Here is a 16,602-nt window from a genome sequence, read left to right as displayed (position 1 = left end):
CAGGGCGCAGTGGCTTTTGATTGTTTAGCCAATCCGCACCCGAAGTTCTTCAAATGCCGATTGAACGACGCAACCACCCGTGTGACGCTGCGGGTTATCTGTTCTCTGCGGTCTCTTCTATGGACGGTTGCGCCGTCACACTTCCATCCGATCTAGCCTTCTGGGCGCTGTGGCACTGCCGTCACGCGCGCCCACCGGATTCCTGCGTTTGCCGTTGATTTTTCCTACAGGTCTTGAGCTTTTCCTCGAGATCTACCGGGCCTAGCCTGCGCGCTCGCCTGAAACGCAAACAAAGAGAATGTCCATGAGCAGTGCCACGACTCCCTTCGCCACGAAACAAGAAGCCCTGACCTTTCTGGAGCAGAACCCGGATATCGAGATGTTCGAGCTGTTCATCCTCGACAACAACGGCGTCCCGCGGGGCAAGTTGCTCCATCGCGATGAACTGCTGGCGGTGTACGACAGCGGGCGGCCGTTGCCGAGCACCATTCTGGGACTGACCATTAATGGCGATGACGTTGAAAACTCTGGCCTGGTGTGGGACGTGGGCGACATCGATTGTCGGGCATACCCGGTCAGTGGCAGTTTGACGCGCATGCCGTGGCGGTTAATCCCGACGGCGGCGGTGCAGGTCAGCATGCACCCGACAGAGGGGATGCCGGCGACCATTGCCGATCCACGTCATTTACTGGCGAAGGTCATCGAAGGCCTGCAGGCCGACGGTTACTACCCGGTCATGGCCGCGGAACTCGAGTTCTATTTGCTGGATCAGCAGCGCGACAGCAACGGTCGTCCGCAACCTGCGCGAGATGTCGATGGTGGTCGCCCGCGCAGCACTCAGGTGTATGGCCTGCGTGAACTGGAGCAGATCGAGCCGTTCCTGGCCGACCTCTACAGTGCCTGCAAACTCCAGGGCATTCCCGCCCGCACGGCAATCTCCGAGTACGCGCCGGGGCAAGTGGAAATTACCCTCGAACACCGCACCGACGCGTTACAGGCGATGGACGAAGCGGTGCGTTACAAACGACTGGTCAAGGGTGTCGCGCACAAGCACGGGATGACAGCGTGCTTCATGGCCAAACCCTTCGATGACCTTGCTGGCACTGGCATGCACATGCACGTCAGTCTAGCGGACAAGGACGGGAACAACCTGTTCGCCAGCGAAGCCCCCGACGGCACACCGCTGCTTAAACACGCGGTTGGCGGGATGCTCAGTACCTTGCTCGACTCGCTGCTGTTGTTTTGCCCGAACGCCAACTCTTATCGCCGTTTCCAGACCAACAGCTATGCGCCGCTGGCGGCCACCTGGGGCGTGGACAACCGCACCGTCAGTTTGCGCGTGCCCGGCGGACCGGCGTTCTCACGCCACATCGAGCACCGCATCTGTGGCGCCGACGCCAACCCTTACCTGGCCGCTGCAGCGATTCTGGCCGGTATTCATCGTGGCATTCGTGAACAACTCGACCCTGGTGCGCCGGTGGAGGGCAACGGTTACGCCCAGGCGACGGAACTGCTGCCGACCGATTGGCTGACCACCTTGCGGGCACTCGAAGGTTCGACGTGGGCCCGTGAAGCCTTCGGCGGCGAGTTCCTCGGTGTTTACCTGGCGGTGAAACGTGCCGAGTATCGGCAGTTCATGGGCGAGGTAGGGGAGCAGGATTGGCGTTGGTACTTGCACCAGGCCTGAACAGAAGCTGAACAATTCTCAAATAAGTTAAAAGTTTTGGCCTAGTGCCATCAGCCAACTAATTGTTGGCTTCTTTTTCACAAAAAATTGATGGTTGGCTGCCTAAAGTTGGTGCTGTCGCGATAAATGAAATTTTCACATTTACCGCAGGCACTTCTTTCAGGAACAGCCAACCATCATGTTGAAGTTAAAAGCCGTTCGCCCCGAGTGGGTGACTCTGATTGCCAGCGCGTTTTTGTTAACGGCTTGCAATGTCGTGCTCTGGCAGCACCTGCTCGATATCACCACCTCAGACGGTAAGGGCATCGTCATGCGCGTGGCGTTCGGGGTGATGATCCTGGCGGCTTTCAACATCGTATTGACCCTGCTGGCCTTTAGGCCGGTATTGAAGCCCGTGTTGACGCTGATTTTTATGTGCAGTGCCGGCGTGGCTTATTTCATGAACCAATATGGCGTACTGATGGACATCGGTATGCTGCGTAACTTTGCACAAACCAACGCCACGGAAGTGCGAGACTTACTGTCAATAAAGTTGCTGGTTTATATATTCTTACTCGGTGTTTTACCGTCCTGGTTGTTATGGAAAGTTCCGGTTGATTACCGTCGTTGGCACCGTGAGTTAGTCAGCAAAGTGCTGGTCAGCGTTGCGTCGATTGCCGTCATCGGCGGTATCGCTCTGATTAACTACCAAGGCCTGTCCTCACTGTTTCGCAATCACCATGAACTGCGCCTGATGGTCGTCCCGAGTAACTACATCGGTGCGTCAGTAGGCTTTCTGCGCGAGCAAGTCGTGTCGGCACGCCAGCCCTTCGTCAAGATCGGCGAAGACGCCCAGCGCAACCCGGCCTGGGAAACCCACGGGCGCAAATCCCTGACCGTGCTGGTGGTGGGTGAAAGTGCTCGTGCGGAAAACTTCGGCATCCTGGGTTACGACCGCGATACCACACCAAAACTGGATAAAGAGCCAGGTCTGATTGCTTTCACCGATGTGCATTCCTGCGGTACGGAAACAGCCGTTTCGGTGCCCTGCATGTTTTCCAATATGGGTCGCAAGGGCTACAACGCCGGCAAGGCGAAAAACGAGGAAGGCCTGCTGGACGTGCTCAAACGGGCGGGCCTTGACGTGATCTGGCGTGACAATCAATCCGGCTGCAAGGGTACGTGCGACCGCGTCACCCTTGACGATGTGAGCAAACTGAAAGACCCGGTGCTGTGCGCCAATAGCGAGTGTCGCGACGAGATTCTGCTGCAGGGTCTGCAGCATTTCATCGACAACCTGGACAAGGACACCGTGCTGGTCCTTCACCAGATGGGCAGTCACGGTCCGGAATACTTCAAGCGCTATCCGAAAGAGTACGAACGCTTCACACCGGTTTGTGAAAGCAATGCGCTGAACAATTGCAGTCGCGAAAGTATCGTGAACGGGTACGACAACACGCTGGTCTATACCGACCATGTGCTGTCGTCACTGATTGATGTGCTGCGTAGCAACCAGGACAAAGTGGACACCGCCATGCTCTACCTGTCGGACCACGGAGAATCCCTGGGCGAGTACAACCTGTTCCTTCACGGCACGCCTTACATGCTGGCGCCGGAACAACAGAAGCGCGTGGCCATGCTGGCCTGGTTCTCCGACAGTTATCAAAAGTCGTTCTCGGTAGATACCCATTGCCTGCAACTGAGTCGGGAAAAACCCTTGAGCCAGGACAACCTGTTTCATTCGATGCTCGGGTTACTGGAGGTCAGCAGCAAGGTCTACAACCAGGACCTGGATATGTTCGCCGGTTGCCGCGGCGCCGTGATCGATGGCGTGCTGGCCAAAGAGTAAGTGCTCGACCTTTTTTCACGCGACGGCCGCTAATCGGCGGCCGGTACTTATTTCCCGAAGAGTCATGCACATGTCCGCGTTGCCACCCTCTGCTGTCGAGCTTGAGTTCGCCCGGCGCTACGACCAGGAACATGCCCGCGTCTGCCGCCAGGCGCAACCGCGTGGTCTGGCGGAGCGTTTGACGTTCTGGCGCTCGAAGCAACTGGTGCGTCACGCGTTGAAAGTGGCGGGCGAACCGGGGTTGATCCTGGATGTGGCCTGCGGTGCGGGGCGGTTCTGGCCAGTGTTGGCCGAACATGCCAACCGGGTGATTCTTGCCTGCGATCCGTCCCAGGACATGCTCAATCACGCCCAGACCCACCATCCGCACGACGTGCTCAAACGGATCAAGACGTTTCAGAGTTCTGCGTTTTCGATCGGCTTGTCAGCGAACGCGGTCGACAGCATTTTTTGCATGCAACTGTTTCAGCACATCGACGGTGCCGAGTATCGGCTGGCCATGCTCAAGGAGTTTCATCGGGTCGGTCGCGATACGGTCATTGTCGCGGTGCGGGTCGAAGCCCTATTCAAGGGGCTGCGGTCCCGCTCGCAAGTCTCACCCGCACAAGGATCGGTCAGTCGGGCCGAGGTAGAAGCCCAGTTCAAGGAAGCCGGTTTGCGCATCCTCAGTCATCAGGACTATCTGCCCGGTTGCATGGGGATGCGGGTCTACGTCCTTCGTAAGGCTAGTTAACGCCCGCCTGTCAGACATTTCTTGCTGCCAGGTGCGTCTTTTCGCTAAAGCTCTTGTTCAGTGGATGCGCGGAAATCGCCGGTCGCGATATATACTGCGCGCCATTCTTCAAGGGAGAGCCGTGTGGCCATCGATATTCACTGGATTCGCGACAACGATAGCCTCGGTCAGTTTTGCGCCGAGTGGCAGAAACTGCCATTCGTTGCCCTCGACACCGAATTCATGCGGGTCGACACCTTTTATCCGATTGCAGGCCTGCTGCAGATCGGTGATGGCGTACGCGCTTACCTGATTGACCCGCTGACCATCGACAACTGGCAGCCGCTGGCCGCGTTGCTGGAAAACCCGGCCGTGGTCAAAGTCGTTCACGCGTGCAGTGAAGACCTCGAAGTGTTACTGCGCCTGACCGGCAGTCTGCCGGCTCCGCTGTTCGACACCCAGCTGGCCGCCGCCTACCTGAACCTCGGGTTCTCCATGGGCTATTCGCGGTTGGTGCAGGAAGTGCTCGGCATCGACCTGCCCAAGGGCGAAACCCGTTCCGACTGGCTGCAACGCCCGCTTTCCGACACGCAGATCAGCTACGCCGCCGAAGATGCCCTGCACTTGGCGGAAGTTTTCGTACGCATGCGTCCGAAGCTGTCTGACGACAAGTACAACTGGGTGCTGGAAGACGGCGCTGAACTGGTCGCCAACCTGCGCCGCGAGGTGGACCCGTACGAGCTCTATCGCGAAGCGAAGCTGGCCTGGAAGCTGTCCCGCGCCCAACTCGCGGTATTGCGTGAACTGTGCGCCTGGCGTGAGCGCGAAGCCCGCGCCCGCGATCTGCCGCGCAACCGTATCGTCCGCGAGCATTCCCTGTGGCCATTGGCGCGTACCCAGCCGGATAGCCTCGGTGCCCTGGGGAAAATCGAAGACATGCACCCGCGTACCGTGCGTCAGGATGGCGAGTTTCTGCTTGATCTGATCAAGCGCTCTGGCAGTGTGTCGCCTGATCAATGGCCGCCCGCCGTGCCTGAGCCGTTGCCGGTGGATGCTGCTGCGCTGATCAAGCAGCTGCGCGCGATCGGTCAGGCTGAAGCCGAGCGGCTGAACATCGCGCCGGAATTGATGCTGCGCAAGAAAACCCTGGAAGCGCTGCTCAAGAGCGGCTACCCCAATGGTCCTTACCAATTGCCTGATTCGCTGCGTGGCTGGCGCCGCGAATTGATGGGCCAAGCGCTGCTCGACAGCCTGGCCACCCCCGGAGAACAGCCTTGAAACGTATTTGCTCCATCTACCGAAGCCTGAAGAAAAACGAGATGTACCTCTATGTGCTCAAAAGCGATGCACTGGAGCGTGTCCCGGAATCGCTGATGGCCGCCTTCGGCAAACCCCATCATGCGTTCGACCTGGTGCTGACCCCCGAGCGCAAATTGTCGCGCGAGGACATCACCGTGGTCCTGGAGAATCTCGAGAAGCAGGGTTACCACCTGCAGATGCCGCCGGCCGAAGACGAGTACATCGAACACCTGCCGGAAGAGTTGCTGCGACGCAACGATCCGATGTGATCGGCTGGGGCGCTTCACATCACCTGTGACGCGCCCTCTCTTGAAAGACTGGAACTGAATTCTTGCCGATGGCCGCGATGACGGAGCACGACTCCGCCGACGGTCGTCTGCGCTGCTTTTGAAAGGTTTGAACCATGCGCGTTCTGATTGCTGAACACGACCACCCCGTGTATGCCCAACTGTTGCGTCAGGCTGCGCCTGAGCTGGAAGTATTGACCAGCGGCGATTCTGCCGAACTGGCCAGCCTGGCGGCGGATTGCCCGATCTGGCTCGGACAGCCGGATCTGCTGGCCACCCTGTTGCGTCAGGGGCATGAGCCTCAATGGCTGCAATCGACCTGGGCGGGCATCACGCCGTTGCTGGCCGACGGTTTGCCACGCCACTATCGCCTGACTCGCGCGGTAGGGATTTTTGGTCAGGTCATGGCCGAATACGTCCTCACCTACATGCTCGGCCACGAGCGTGAAGTGCTGCCGCGGCTGGTCAGCCAGGTCGAGCGCAAGTGGGATAACCGCCAGGGCCAGAGCCTGGCAGGTCGCAAGGTATTGATCGTCGGTACGGGCGACATCGGCCAGACGGTGGCGCAATTTCTGCAGCCGTTTGGTGTGGAGCTCTACGGCATCGCCAGCGAAGCTCGCGAGCAGGCCCCGTTCAAGCACGTGGGCGTGCTGGCGGACTTGCCGCGCCTGGTCGGTGAAGTGGATTACGTGATCAACCTGCTGCCAAACACCCCCAATACCCACGACCTGTACGACGCTGCGCTGTTCAAGCTGTTCAAGCCGACCGGTTTGTTCATCAACGTTGGACGCGGCGTGGCGGTGGTCGATGCAGACCTGGTGGAAGCGTTGAAAGAAGGGCATCTGGCCGGCGCCGTGATCGATGTCTGCCGTCAGGAACCGCTGCCGCAACGTCATCCGTTCTGGACGGCGTGGGGGTTGTTGCTGACCGGGCACAGCTCGGCACCGACTTCGCCTTCGATGATGGTGAATCTGTTTGTCGAAAACCTGCGGGCGTACCAGGCGGGCGAAGCGTTGCGCGGGGAAGTGGATTTCGATCGAGGATATTGAATCCTCACGGAACCCTGTGGGAGCGAGCCTGCTCGCGATTGCGGTCGAACAGGCAACTTAAATGTTGAATGTGCTGGCCTCATCGCGAGCAGGCTCACTCCCACCTTTCATTTTGCGGTGTGCTTACAGGCTGAAATCACCCTCGGCAACCAGCTCGCTCAACGGACGACGCGGGCTCGGTACTTCACGCGCTTGCAGGTAGTCCGCCAGGGTCGACTTGTCCCCCAGTTTGCCCACCGCCACCGCCGCATGCAGCGCATATCCCTCGGGAATGTTCAGCTCCTTGCGGGTCAGCTCCTGATCAAACCCGGCCATGCCGTGGGTGTGCCAGCCGCTGATGCTCGCCTGCAGCGCCAGATGGCCCCAGGCCGAACCGGTGTCGAAGGTGTGCCACAAGGCTGGCGTTTCTTCGGTAGCGCCGGGGGCGGTAAAGGTGGTTTTCGAGATGACAATCACCAGTGCCGACGCATGTTGCGCCCAACCCCGGTTGAATTCGTTCAGCAGACCCAGGTAACGCCCCCAGTTTGGCGTGTCGCGACGGGCGTACAGAAACCGCCACGGCTGAGAGTTGTAAGCCGACGGCGCCCAGCGAGCGGCTTCGAAGAAGCTCAGCAGGGTTTCTTCAGGAATGGCTTCGCCGGTAAAGGCACGGGGCGACCAGCGATCAGTGAACTGTGGGTGGATGACGTAATCGGCAACGCGAGGGTTGTTACTCATGCAGAGATTCCTTGCTACGTGTGAGTCAGAAAATCGAATGAAAACCGGCGGGCGCAGTTGGGCTGGGCGATGAGGTTTTTCGTGAGCCTGGCACTTCATCTGAATGCAACGCGGTCGGGCGTTGATGGCACGCAGATCTGGCTCGATGCGATTGGCAAAACTACTGGGCGGCGCCCTGGCTGACAAGTCCCGATCTACCGGCAGTCGCCAATGCTTGGCCCGAGGGGCTGCGCGCACTAGACTGGCGGCCTTTTCACCACCTGATGTCGATGCTCGAACCCATGGCCACCCCCGTCGAACCGTTCTGGAAACACAAAACCCTCGATCAACTCGATCAGCAGGAATGGGAATCGCTGTGCGACGGTTGTGGCCTGTGCTGCCTGCAAAAGCTCGAAGACGAAGACGACAACAGCGTTTATTACACCCGAATCGCCTGCAAACTGCTGGATCTGAAAACCTGCCAGTGCAGCGATTACCCCAATCGCCGTGAGTCGGTGCCGGACTGCATCCAGCTCACACCGGGCAAGGCCGACGAGTTCAAATGGCTACCGCCCACTTGCGGTTATCGCCTGGTCAGTGAAGGCAAGGACTTGCCATTCTGGCATCACCTGGTGAGCGGTGATCGCGATGCGGTGCACCACGAACGAATTTCACAATCGGGACGCATGCTCGCCGAAGGCAGCGTGGCCGAGGATGATTGGGAAGACCATCTGATTTTTCGCGCAGGGTAAGGTCAAGCGCCGGACGTTTTAACCTTTCACGACGGAGTGTGTATGGCTGTGGGATTGCGGCTGGCGTTGGCGGTTGGGCTACTGGCCCTGAGTTCGTCCGTGTGGGCGGCGAAGAAGGTCGATCTGGATTATCACGTACGCCTGTTGTCGCAAAGTGATCAGGCGGAGGTGCGGTTGACCCTGGCCCAAGGCTCGGCGGTTCGCAGTCTGGATTTCGATCTCGGTGATGGCAGCCATTACAGCGATTTCAAGGCCGACGGCCAGTGGCAGCTCAGCCCAGGCAAGCACACGCGTGGCGTCTGGCGCCCCATTGCGGAAAAGGCCAGCCTGACCTACCGCGTGCGCATCAGCCACGGGCGCAAGAGTGGCAGCTTCGACACACGCATGACGCCGACCTGGGCACTGATGCGCGGCGATGATCTGGTACCCGCCGCGAAGCTCGATCAGCAGGACGGTATCGAACTGGTTTCACGCCTTGAATTCGAATTACCCAACGGCTGGAAAAGTGTAGAAACCTCCTGGCCGAGGATTGGCAAAAACAAATTCCGCATCGATAACGTCTCCCGGCTGTTTGACCGACCCACGGGCTGGATGCTCGCCGGCCACCTCGGCACGCGCCGCACACGACTGGGGGAAACCGAAGTGACGGTTGCTTCGCCTCAGGGGCAGGGCATGCGGCGTATGGATGTGCTGACGTTGCTGACGTTTGTCTGGCCGCAGGTACAGGCTGTATTTCCCCGTCATCCCACCAAACTGCTGATCGTCGGCGCGAACGACCCGATGTGGCGCGGCAGCCTTGCCGCGCGGGAGTCGATCTACCTGAACACGCGTTTGCCGCTGGTCAGCGAAAATGGCTCGAGTGTGCTGGTGCGCGAGTTGGCTCAGGTGTTCGGACGCATCAACGACAAGCAGCGCAGCGACTGGATCAGCGAAGGGTTTGCCGAGTATTACGCCATCGAACTGGTGCGGCGTGCCGGGGGCATGAGTGATGAACGGTATGCGAGCTTGCAGCAGAAATTGGCCAGGGATGGCCAGAAAGTCTCGACCTTGCGGGGTGAACAGATTAATTCGGCTCAGGTTGGCAAAGCGGTGTTGTTGCTGAGTGAGCTGGATCAGGAGATCCGAATCAAGACGCGTAACAAGCGGTCGCTGGATGACGTGCTGCGCGGGGCGATGCGTCTGGAGAGTGTCGACACCAGGGAATTTGTGCAACTTGCTGAAAGCGTCATCGGCGAACCTTCCAAAGTCCTCGATAGCGAGTTGCTTGAGTAAAAACCAAAAGATCGCAGCCTGCGGCAGCGCCTACAGGGTGTACTCGAGACCTCTGTAGGCGCTGCCGCAGGCTGCGATCTTTTGATCTTAAAAAATCAAACCCCGGTTTTAGGGGATTTCAACGAATCATTCCCGGTCACCGTCGCGGTGTTGGTCGCTGCCTCGGCATTCGCCTTCAATCGGCTCAACTCTTCCCCGGCCCGCTCAATCTTCGCCCGCACGTTGTTCATGTCCTGACGGCTTTTTTCCAGCAGGCTCTTGGCCGAACTGTGCCCGGTAATGCCACGTGCCAGCGCCACACCGCCAATCGCCACTTGAATCAAACCGAAAATACCGCCACGGCGCAGGCCTTTGCCCATCATCACGACACCACCGGCGAGGGAACCGATGCGCTCCCAGCCATGGACGTTCTGGTCCGGGTAGGTCTGGAACGGGGTGGATTCGATGCGTTCTACGCGTTTGAGTTCGCTCATGATCTGTCTCCTGGCGGAAATGGCTGCTTCAAGAATAGATAATTAAGCTGACTGCCGAAGCGGCCGGCTTGTTCCATTGGATGTGCGGCGATTCAGCGGAATTTCGGCCCCGAGCGGGTATTCAGGCCCTTGGCCATGCGGTCGTAGAGCACGACGTTGACCGTGGCGGCGAGGTTCATGCAGCCGGTAGTCGGGATGTACACCACGTCTTCGCACCAGTCGCGAATCTCTTTATCCAGCGAGCCGTCTTCCGGGCCGAAGATGTACAGCGCACGGTCCGGGTGCGTGTACTCGGGCAGCGGACGGGCGCCTTCAACCAGTTCCACGGCGACCGGTACGCAATTGAGCGGCAGGATTTTCTTCAGGTCATCGATGCCGATCAGGGGGATGTCGTAGTGCACGCGCTTGGTGTCGGTCACGAAGTCGGCGGCGCGTTCATAACGTTTGCCGGTGTAGAACACTGAGGCCACGCCATAGCAGCCGGCGGCGCGCATGACCGAACCGACGTTTTCCGGTGATTTGGGGTTATACAAACCAATGCAGCTGTACCGTTTGTCTGCCACGAGCGGGGTGCCTTCGGGGAAAAAACGGCGATTATACGGGGATTGGGGGAGGGGTGTTTGGTTTGAGATTGGCGGTGTATGGAAGACCGTTATCGTCGGAACGCCTCCCGGAGCAGGCTCACTCCCACAGGTTCAACTATCGAGCACAGAGTTTGTGTACGACATCAATACATGTAGGAGCGAGCCTGCTCGCGATAGTGCCCGCCGAGGCACTGGAGATATTAATCTTCCTTCTTCATCAACCCGGCCAAAGCAGCAAACGGGTTATGCGTCGCTTTGGCAATCTTCGGCGAACCCAACGACCCCTCGCTGAAATACTGCTGGTCGGTGTAGCGCGAGTGCTCGTTATCGTGGCAATACAGGCACAGCAACTCCCAGTTCGAACCATCCTGCGGGTTGTTGTCATGGTTATGGTCGCGGTGATGCACGGTCAGTTCGCTCAGGCGCTTGCCGGAAAACTCACGGGCGCAGCGGCCGCACACGTGCGGGTACATCTTCAGAGCCTTGTCGCGGTAACCCATTTCCTTGTCGCGCTGGTTATCGGCAAGGATGCGGTCCAACTTCGACGTGTTGGTTGGAGGCGTTGACGAACTCATGGGTTCACCTTTGTAAAAGACTAATGACGGTTATAGAGGGAGTTTAGCTCAGCCCTTGAGCTTCTCGGCAATCCAGATGGTATGGCGGGTACCTTTGTTTCCGTGGGCAAAGACCTGCACTTCCTCGGCCTTGAAACCGGCTTTTTTCAGTTTGTCGGAAAACTGCCGATCGGCGCTCGCCGACCAGACGGCCAGTACGCCTTTAGGGCGCAGTGCTTTGGCGCACGCGCTCAGTCCACCCGCGGAATACAGCCAGCTGTTGGCTTTTTGAGTCAGGCCTTCAGGGCCGTTGTCGACGTCGAGCATGATCGCGTCGAAGCTCTGGGGTTCGGCTTGCAGGACCTTGGCCACGTCTTCCATGCGGATGACGGTACGCGGGTCGAGCAGCGGGTTGCCGGCCTTTTCGCCGAGCGGTCCGCGGTTCCATTCAACGACGCCGGGCACCAGTTCGGCCACGACCACTTGCGCGGTTTTGCCCAGGTGCTTGAGGGCCGAGGCGAGGGTGAAGCCCATGCCCAGGCCACCGATCAATACCCGCGAGTCCGGCCGGCCGGCAACCTTGCGGCAAGGAATCTCCGCCAGGGCATCTTCAGAACCATGCATGCGGGTATTCATCAGCTGCCCGCCATCGCCGCCCTGGATCTTGATGACGAAATCCTCACCGTATTCGAACAGGCACAGGGCACCGCCATTTTCAGGAATCGGAGTGGTGTCGAGCAGTACGAAACGTTTCATGAGGCTCTCTTGAGAAGATTGGGTATTGGGGAGGGCAAACACGCGCAGTTGGGAGTAGCCTGCAAATAGACAACAAGGCTAACGGAGCCATTGATGAAGCGCACCATTCTAACGGTCATTGCCTTGGCCGCGCTCTCGATTCCTGCAGTGCAGGCCCAGGAACTGCAAGTCATTCCCACCAGTCCCGCGCCGATGTCCGGTTCACCCGGCACCGCGACACCGACACCGTACCCGCAGATTACCCCGACCAGTGTGCCGAGGGCCGGTCCTGGCAGTGGCAGCGCGCCCTTGTTGCCGCGGATTGAAATGCCCAATCCGCCCAAGGACCAGACCTTGCCGGGCCTTGAGCAGAACAACACCAGGATTAAATCCCCTGGCGGTTAAATTTGCTGGGACAGCAGTTGTCCATCCGCCATGCGCAGGCGTTTGGAAAGCGAAACGGCAAGGGCGCGGATGATCTTGGCGGCGATTTTTGGCGAATCGTTGAGCATCTTCTCCAGCGAATCCTTGCCCAGGTTGAGCAACTGGCAGTTGCTCGCCGCCACGCAACTGGCCGAGCGGCGTTCGCCATCCAGCACGGCCATTTCGCCGAACGCCCGGCCGCTGCGCAGGGTGGCCATGGTCACGGCTTGCCCGTCACTGTTGGTCTTCTGCACGGCCACCTGGCCGCTGTGGATGATGCACATGAAGCTGCCGGCATCGCCCTCGTGGAAAATCACTTCGCCCTCGGAGACGGTGCTAATGCTGAAGTAGCCGGACGCCGCCGCGAAGTCCGCTGGCAGCAAGTGATCGAAGAGGCCGCAATCCATCAGCCAATAGCGGATTTCGTTGTTCAACTGAGTGTTTTCTGACATGTCGTTGCGTCTTTATCGGGTTTTATTGCGGGTTCAGGCCTGGCCGACACCGATGATGCTGAATACCACAACCCTGTAGCAGCTGGCGAAGCCTGCGAACCTGTGGCGAGGGGATTTATCCCCGCTGGGTCGCGCAGCGGCCCCAAAATCTATACGACTGCTGCGCAGCCGAACGGGGATAAATCCCCTCGCCACAGGGACGCAGGCTGCGCCAGCTGCTACAGGGGTACGTCCGGCAGGGCCTGCTACTCAGGCAATCCCCAACACCTTGAAGACAAATGCGTATTCCAGCGCGACGTCACGCAGTCCCTGATAACGACCGCTCATCCCGCCATGCCCGGCGCCCAGTTCGGTCTTGAGCAACAGCGGATTCGTGTCGGTTTTGATCGCTCGCAGCTTGGCTACCCATTTGGCCGCTTCCCAATACTGCACGCGGCTGTCGTTGTAGCCGGCGATCACCAGTGTCGCCGGGTAGGCTTGGGCGGTGACGTTTTCATACGGAGCGTAAGCCTTGATTCGCTCGTACACCTCCGGCTCTTCGGGATTGCCCCACTCGTCGTATTCGGTGACGGTCAGCGGCAGGTCCGGGTCGAGCATGGTGTTCAGCACGTCGACGAACGGCACTTCAGCAATCGCCGCGCCGAACAGATCCGGACGCTGATTGAGCACCGCACCGATCAACAAACCACCCGCGCTGCCGCCACTGATCGCCAGTTGCGGGGCGGTGGTGTAGCCGTTGGCGATCAAGTGTTCGGCACACGCGATGAAGTCGCTGAAGGTGTTGTGCTTGTGTTCCTGCTTGCCTGCGCGATACCAGGCTTCACCCAGTTCGCCGCCGCCGCGCACATGCGCAATCGCAAACGCCACGCCGCGATCCAGCAGGCTCAGGCGTGCGTGGGAGAACCAAGGGTCGAGACTTTCGCCGTAAGCACCATAGCCATAGAGATAGAGCGGTGTCGGTTTGCCCAGCGCGTCGCGTTTGACCACCAGGCTGATGGGCACTTGCGTCCCGTCCGGCGCGGTCGCCCATAGGCGCTGACTGACGTAGGCATCGGCATCGAACGGACCCAGTACCGGGGTTTGCTTGAGGACTTTCTGCTCGCCATTTGCCAATTCCAGCTGGCGGATTTGCGCCGGCCGGTTCAACGCTTCATAGCGCAGGCGGATGCGCTCGCTGACGAACTCCAGGCTGTTCTGTACATGCAGGCTGTAGGCCGCATCCGGCAGATTGACGCGGTAGCTTGGCAGGTCTTGCGGGTGCACCTCGATGATGGGCAAACCGCCTTCGCGCAGGCTCAGGGTCAAGGCTCCCGCGTTGAGGCTCATGCCGTCGATCATCGTGGTATCGCTGTGCGGGATCAGTTTCTGCCAATCGGCCTCGGTCGGCGCAACGCCGGTATCGACGGCGCGATACAGCGCGAAGTTGATCCCGTCGCGGTTGGTGCGAATGAACCAGGTCCATTCACCGTCGAGCGCGCCGTGATCGACATCGTATTCATGATCTTCCACGCGCGGTGCAACACAGGTGAACGCTTGCTGGGGCTGCGCGGCGTCGAGGACCCACACTTCACTGGTGGTCTTGCTGCCCAATGCCAGCAGCAATTGCAGCTCGGAACTCGAGCGGTAGCAATGGAGGAAGAATCGACCGTCCGTCTCATGGAACACTTCTTCGGCCGCAGTGCCATCCAGTCGATAGCGGAACAGCTTGTGCGGGCGATGGGTGTCGTCCAGTTCGCCGAAAAACAGCGTCAGGCTGTCGTTGGCCCAGGTCATGCTGCCATCGCAGTCCTGGAACTCCAGTTCACTGACCCGGCCGCTGGACAGTTCCTTCACGAACAGCGTGTACACCTCATCACCCGTGGAATCGATGCTGTAGGCCAGGCGCTGGTGGTCCGGGCTGATGCTGAACGCCCCAAGAGAGAAGAAACCGCCGTTGGCCAGTTCGTTCGGGTCCAGCAGCAGCTGTTCCTGGCTTTCATCCAGCTGCAGGCCTTCATCGGCCGGGCGCGGGCAGCGGTAATGGCGCGCGTACTCGTCGCCGGCAGTGGTGCGGGTGTAATACAGATACGGGCCCCACGGGGAGGGCAGGGACAGGTCGGTCTCGAGGATCCGGCCCTTGATTTCTTCGAACAGGGTTTCACGCAGCCCGGCCTGATCGGCGGTCTGCGCTTCCTGATAGCGGTTCTCGGCCTTCAAGTAGTCGAGCACCGCGTCGGTGTCCCGCTCCTGCAACCAGGCATACGGGTCGGAACCTTCAGCCCTGTGGGCTAGGGGTGCATCGGAAATGTTGGCGGATAGGGGCATGAAGGGCTCTCGAACGAAGTACGGAATAGGTTTCTGCAGGAAGGTCTGCTGCCCTGCAGCGCTGGCATCCACAGTCGATGTCGACTGGACCGGCGCCATCGCGAGCAAGCTGTGCTCCTACATGGACAAGCCTGATGGGTGAAAAGTCGTTACTATAAGCGCCTCTTTGCCTCCCTTGCCATGGACACCATGACCGAGAACGACTATCTGATCGCTTGGGGCCTCTACGCCTTCGCCGCTATAGGCTGCCTGTTGGTGTGGTTGCGCCTGACCCGCTGGATGTGGCGCTGGCTACGCGAGCCGCTGCGGCTGCTGGTGGCCGTGTTGCTGTTCAGCCCGACCATTATTGATCCCGTGAAGGAAAAAGTTGCACCGGCGATCGCCATTACCGCCCTCGACCTGATGTTCAAAGTCGGTAATAACGCCTGGCGGGCGATTTCCGACCTGTTCATGTACGGGATGATCGCCTTCGCCCTCTACCTCATCTTCGTGGCTATCCGCTTCCCTATTGAGCGCGCCGCCAACGCTCGCAAGGAACAGGCCGCCGCTGCCCGGGAAGCTGCCCGGGCGGAAGAACCTGAAGACGAGCATCTGTTCGGCGGTGCCGGGGATGATCGATACGGCCGTCCACCGGTACCGAGCAACCCTCAGCGTATGCGGGTCGAACCGCGTTTGTAACACTGGCCCCAGCTTTTCATCGAGAGACCGAGCATGTGTGAGTTATTGGGCATGAGCGCCAATGTCCCGACCGATATCGTGTTCAGCTTCACCGGGCTGATGCAGCGCGGCGGGCGTACCGGTCCGCACCGTGACGGTTGGGGTATCGCATTCTATGAAGGTCGCGGATTGCGCTTGTTTCAGGATCCGGCAGCGAGCTGCGAGTCTGAAGTGGCGAATCTGGTGCAACGCTATCCGATCAAGAGCGAAGTGGTCATCGGGCACATCCGCCAGGCCAACGTCGGCAAGGTCTGCCTGTCCAATACTCACCCGTTCGTCCGCGAGCTGTGGGGACGCAACTGGTGTTTCGCCCACAACGGCCAACTGGCGGATTTTCAACCGATCACCAGCTTTTACCGTCCCGTGGGCGATACCGACAGCGAAGCGGCGTTCTGTGACTTGCTTAACCGCGTGCGCGCCGCCTTTCCTGAACCGGTCGACGTCGAAGCACTGTTGCCCGACCTGGTCGCCGCCTGCGCCGAGTACCGCAATAAAGGCGTCTTCAACTGCCTGCTCAGTGATGGCGACTGGCTGTTTTGTTACTGCTCGACCAAACTTGCCCAGATTACCCGCCGCGCACCGTTTGGCCCGGCGCGCTTGAAAGATGTCGATGTGATCGTCGACTTCCAGGCCGAAACCACGCCCAACGACGTGGTGACCGTGATTGCCACCGAACCCTTGACCGAAAACGAAACCTGGACCCGTTACGAACCGGGCCAATGGAGCCTGTGGCGACGCGGTGAATGCGTCAGCCAGGGCAAGACCGAATAAGGACCGT

At 59.6% G+C, this 16,602-nt stretch carries 18 protein-coding genes; 11 read left to right on the top strand and 7 right to left on the bottom strand.

Going from position 1 to position 16,602, the window contains the following annotated elements; genetic code table 11:
* Window positions 1–304 precede the first annotated feature (304 nt).
* The 6 genes from H7698_RS04790 (at window position 305) to H7698_RS04765 (ending at window position 6,862) form a co-directional block, all read left to right on the top strand.
* Window positions 305–1,687 carry a glutamine synthetase family protein gene (locus H7698_RS04790; RefSeq protein ID WP_194690731.1) on the top strand — a complete coding sequence of 461 codons (1,383 nt, stop codon included), beginning with the start codon at window positions 305–307 and terminating at the stop codon, window positions 1,685–1,687.
* A gap of 178 nt (window positions 1,688–1,865) precedes the next feature.
* Window positions 1,866–3,515 carry a phosphoethanolamine transferase gene (locus H7698_RS04785; protein ID WP_194690730.1) on the top strand — a complete coding sequence of 550 codons (1,650 nt, stop codon included), beginning with the start codon at window positions 1,866–1,868 and terminating at the stop codon, window positions 3,513–3,515.
* Window positions 3,516–3,585: 70 nt separating this feature from the next.
* Window positions 3,586–4,248: a class I SAM-dependent methyltransferase gene (locus tag H7698_RS04780; protein ID WP_194690729.1), complete on the top strand. Its 663-nt coding sequence runs from the start codon at window positions 3,586–3,588 to the stop codon at window positions 4,246–4,248.
* A 123-nt stretch (window positions 4,249–4,371) separates the two neighbouring features.
* Window positions 4,372–5,505, top strand: a complete 1,134-nt coding sequence (gene rnd / locus H7698_RS04775) for a ribonuclease D (RefSeq protein WP_162436934.1) — start codon at window positions 4,372–4,374, stop codon at window positions 5,503–5,505.
* Entirely contained in the window at window positions 5,502–5,795 is a 294-nt protein-coding gene (locus H7698_RS04770) for a YcgL domain-containing protein (RefSeq protein WP_007898694.1), read from the top strand. Before rnd ends, H7698_RS04770 begins: the two co-directional genes overlap by 4 nt.
* A 134-nt stretch (window positions 5,796–5,929) precedes the next feature.
* A complete protein-coding gene (locus H7698_RS04765) occupies window positions 5,930–6,862 on the top strand; it encodes a D-2-hydroxyacid dehydrogenase (RefSeq protein ID WP_194690728.1) in 933 nt (310 codons plus the stop codon).
* Window positions 6,863–6,985: 123 nt separating this feature from the next.
* Here H7698_RS04765 and H7698_RS04760 read toward each other — a convergent pair whose 3' ends face one another.
* Entirely contained in the window at window positions 6,986–7,579 is a 594-nt protein-coding gene (locus tag H7698_RS04760) for a nitroreductase family protein (RefSeq protein ID WP_194690727.1), read from the bottom strand.
* Between the two features lie 281 nt (window positions 7,580–7,860).
* Between H7698_RS04760 and H7698_RS04755 the strand changes: the two genes are divergently transcribed.
* Window positions 7,861–8,310: a YcgN family cysteine cluster protein gene (locus tag H7698_RS04755; protein ID WP_162436931.1), complete on the top strand. Its 450-nt coding sequence runs from the start codon at window positions 7,861–7,863 to the stop codon at window positions 8,308–8,310.
* Between the two features lie 42 nt (window positions 8,311–8,352).
* Window positions 8,353–9,582 (top strand): hypothetical protein, encoded by a 1,230-nt coding sequence (locus tag H7698_RS04750; RefSeq protein WP_194690726.1) that lies wholly within the window; start codon window positions 8,353–8,355, stop codon window positions 9,580–9,582.
* 95 nt (window positions 9,583–9,677) lie between these two features.
* On the opposite strand, the gene H7698_RS04745 is transcribed toward H7698_RS04750, so the two are convergent.
* From H7698_RS04745 to H7698_RS04730, 4 genes are all read right to left on the bottom strand, one after another.
* Window positions 9,678–10,055 carry a YgaP family membrane protein gene (locus H7698_RS04745; RefSeq protein WP_162436929.1) on the bottom strand — a complete coding sequence of 126 codons (378 nt, stop codon included), beginning with the start codon at window positions 10,053–10,055 and terminating at the stop codon, window positions 9,678–9,680.
* Between the two features lie 92 nt (window positions 10,056–10,147).
* Window positions 10,148–10,618: an RNA methyltransferase gene (locus H7698_RS04740; RefSeq protein ID WP_007911337.1), complete on the bottom strand. Its 471-nt coding sequence runs from the start codon at window positions 10,616–10,618 to the stop codon at window positions 10,148–10,150.
* Between the two features lie 221 nt (window positions 10,619–10,839).
* Window positions 10,840–11,214, bottom strand: coding sequence for a YajD family HNH nuclease (locus H7698_RS04735; RefSeq protein WP_162436928.1), 375 nt, complete (start codon window positions 11,212–11,214; stop codon window positions 10,840–10,842).
* A gap of 48 nt (window positions 11,215–11,262) precedes the next feature.
* Window positions 11,263–11,949: a spermidine synthase gene (locus H7698_RS04730; RefSeq protein ID WP_194690725.1), complete on the bottom strand. Its 687-nt coding sequence runs from the start codon at window positions 11,947–11,949 to the stop codon at window positions 11,263–11,265.
* Between the two features lie 93 nt (window positions 11,950–12,042).
* Here H7698_RS04730 and H7698_RS04725 point away from each other — a divergent pair, with 93 nt between their 5' ends.
* Window positions 12,043–12,333 (top strand): hypothetical protein, encoded by a 291-nt coding sequence (locus tag H7698_RS04725; protein ID WP_162436926.1) that lies wholly within the window; start codon window positions 12,043–12,045, stop codon window positions 12,331–12,333.
* On the opposite strand, the gene H7698_RS04720 is transcribed toward H7698_RS04725, so the two are convergent.
* Both H7698_RS04720 and H7698_RS04715 read right to left on the bottom strand, forming a co-directional pair.
* Complete coding sequence (locus H7698_RS04720) at window positions 12,330–12,803, bottom strand: Crp/Fnr family transcriptional regulator (protein ID WP_194690724.1); 474 nt, start codon at window positions 12,801–12,803, stop codon at window positions 12,330–12,332. The two genes, H7698_RS04725 and H7698_RS04720, sit on opposite strands and share 4 nt — an antisense overlap.
* A gap of 249 nt (window positions 12,804–13,052) precedes the next feature.
* Window positions 13,053–15,107: a S9 family peptidase gene (locus tag H7698_RS04715; protein ID WP_194690782.1), complete on the bottom strand. Its 2,055-nt coding sequence runs from the start codon at window positions 15,105–15,107 to the stop codon at window positions 13,053–13,055.
* 180 nt (window positions 15,108–15,287) lie between these two features.
* On the opposite strand from H7698_RS04715, the gene H7698_RS04710 reads away from it, so the two are divergent.
* On the top strand, window positions 15,288–15,785 hold the full coding sequence (locus H7698_RS04710; protein ID WP_162436953.1) for an MFS transporter: 498 nt from the start codon (window positions 15,288–15,290) through the stop codon (window positions 15,783–15,785).
* Between the two features lie 33 nt (window positions 15,786–15,818).
* The gene (locus H7698_RS04705; protein ID WP_162436923.1) at window positions 15,819–16,595 is read left to right on the top strand and encodes a class II glutamine amidotransferase; all 777 of its coding nucleotides are present in this window, start codon (window positions 15,819–15,821) and stop codon (window positions 16,593–16,595) included.
* The last annotated feature ends 7 nt before the right edge of the window (window positions 16,596–16,602 follow it).

The organism is Pseudomonas sp. p50(2008), assembly GCF_015351605.1.
Classification (GTDB): domain Bacteria; phylum Pseudomonadota; class Gammaproteobacteria; order Pseudomonadales; family Pseudomonadaceae; genus Aquipseudomonas.
The sequence above is the reverse complement of the archived record's forward strand: the minus strand, read 5'-3'. Positions and strand labels throughout refer to the sequence as shown.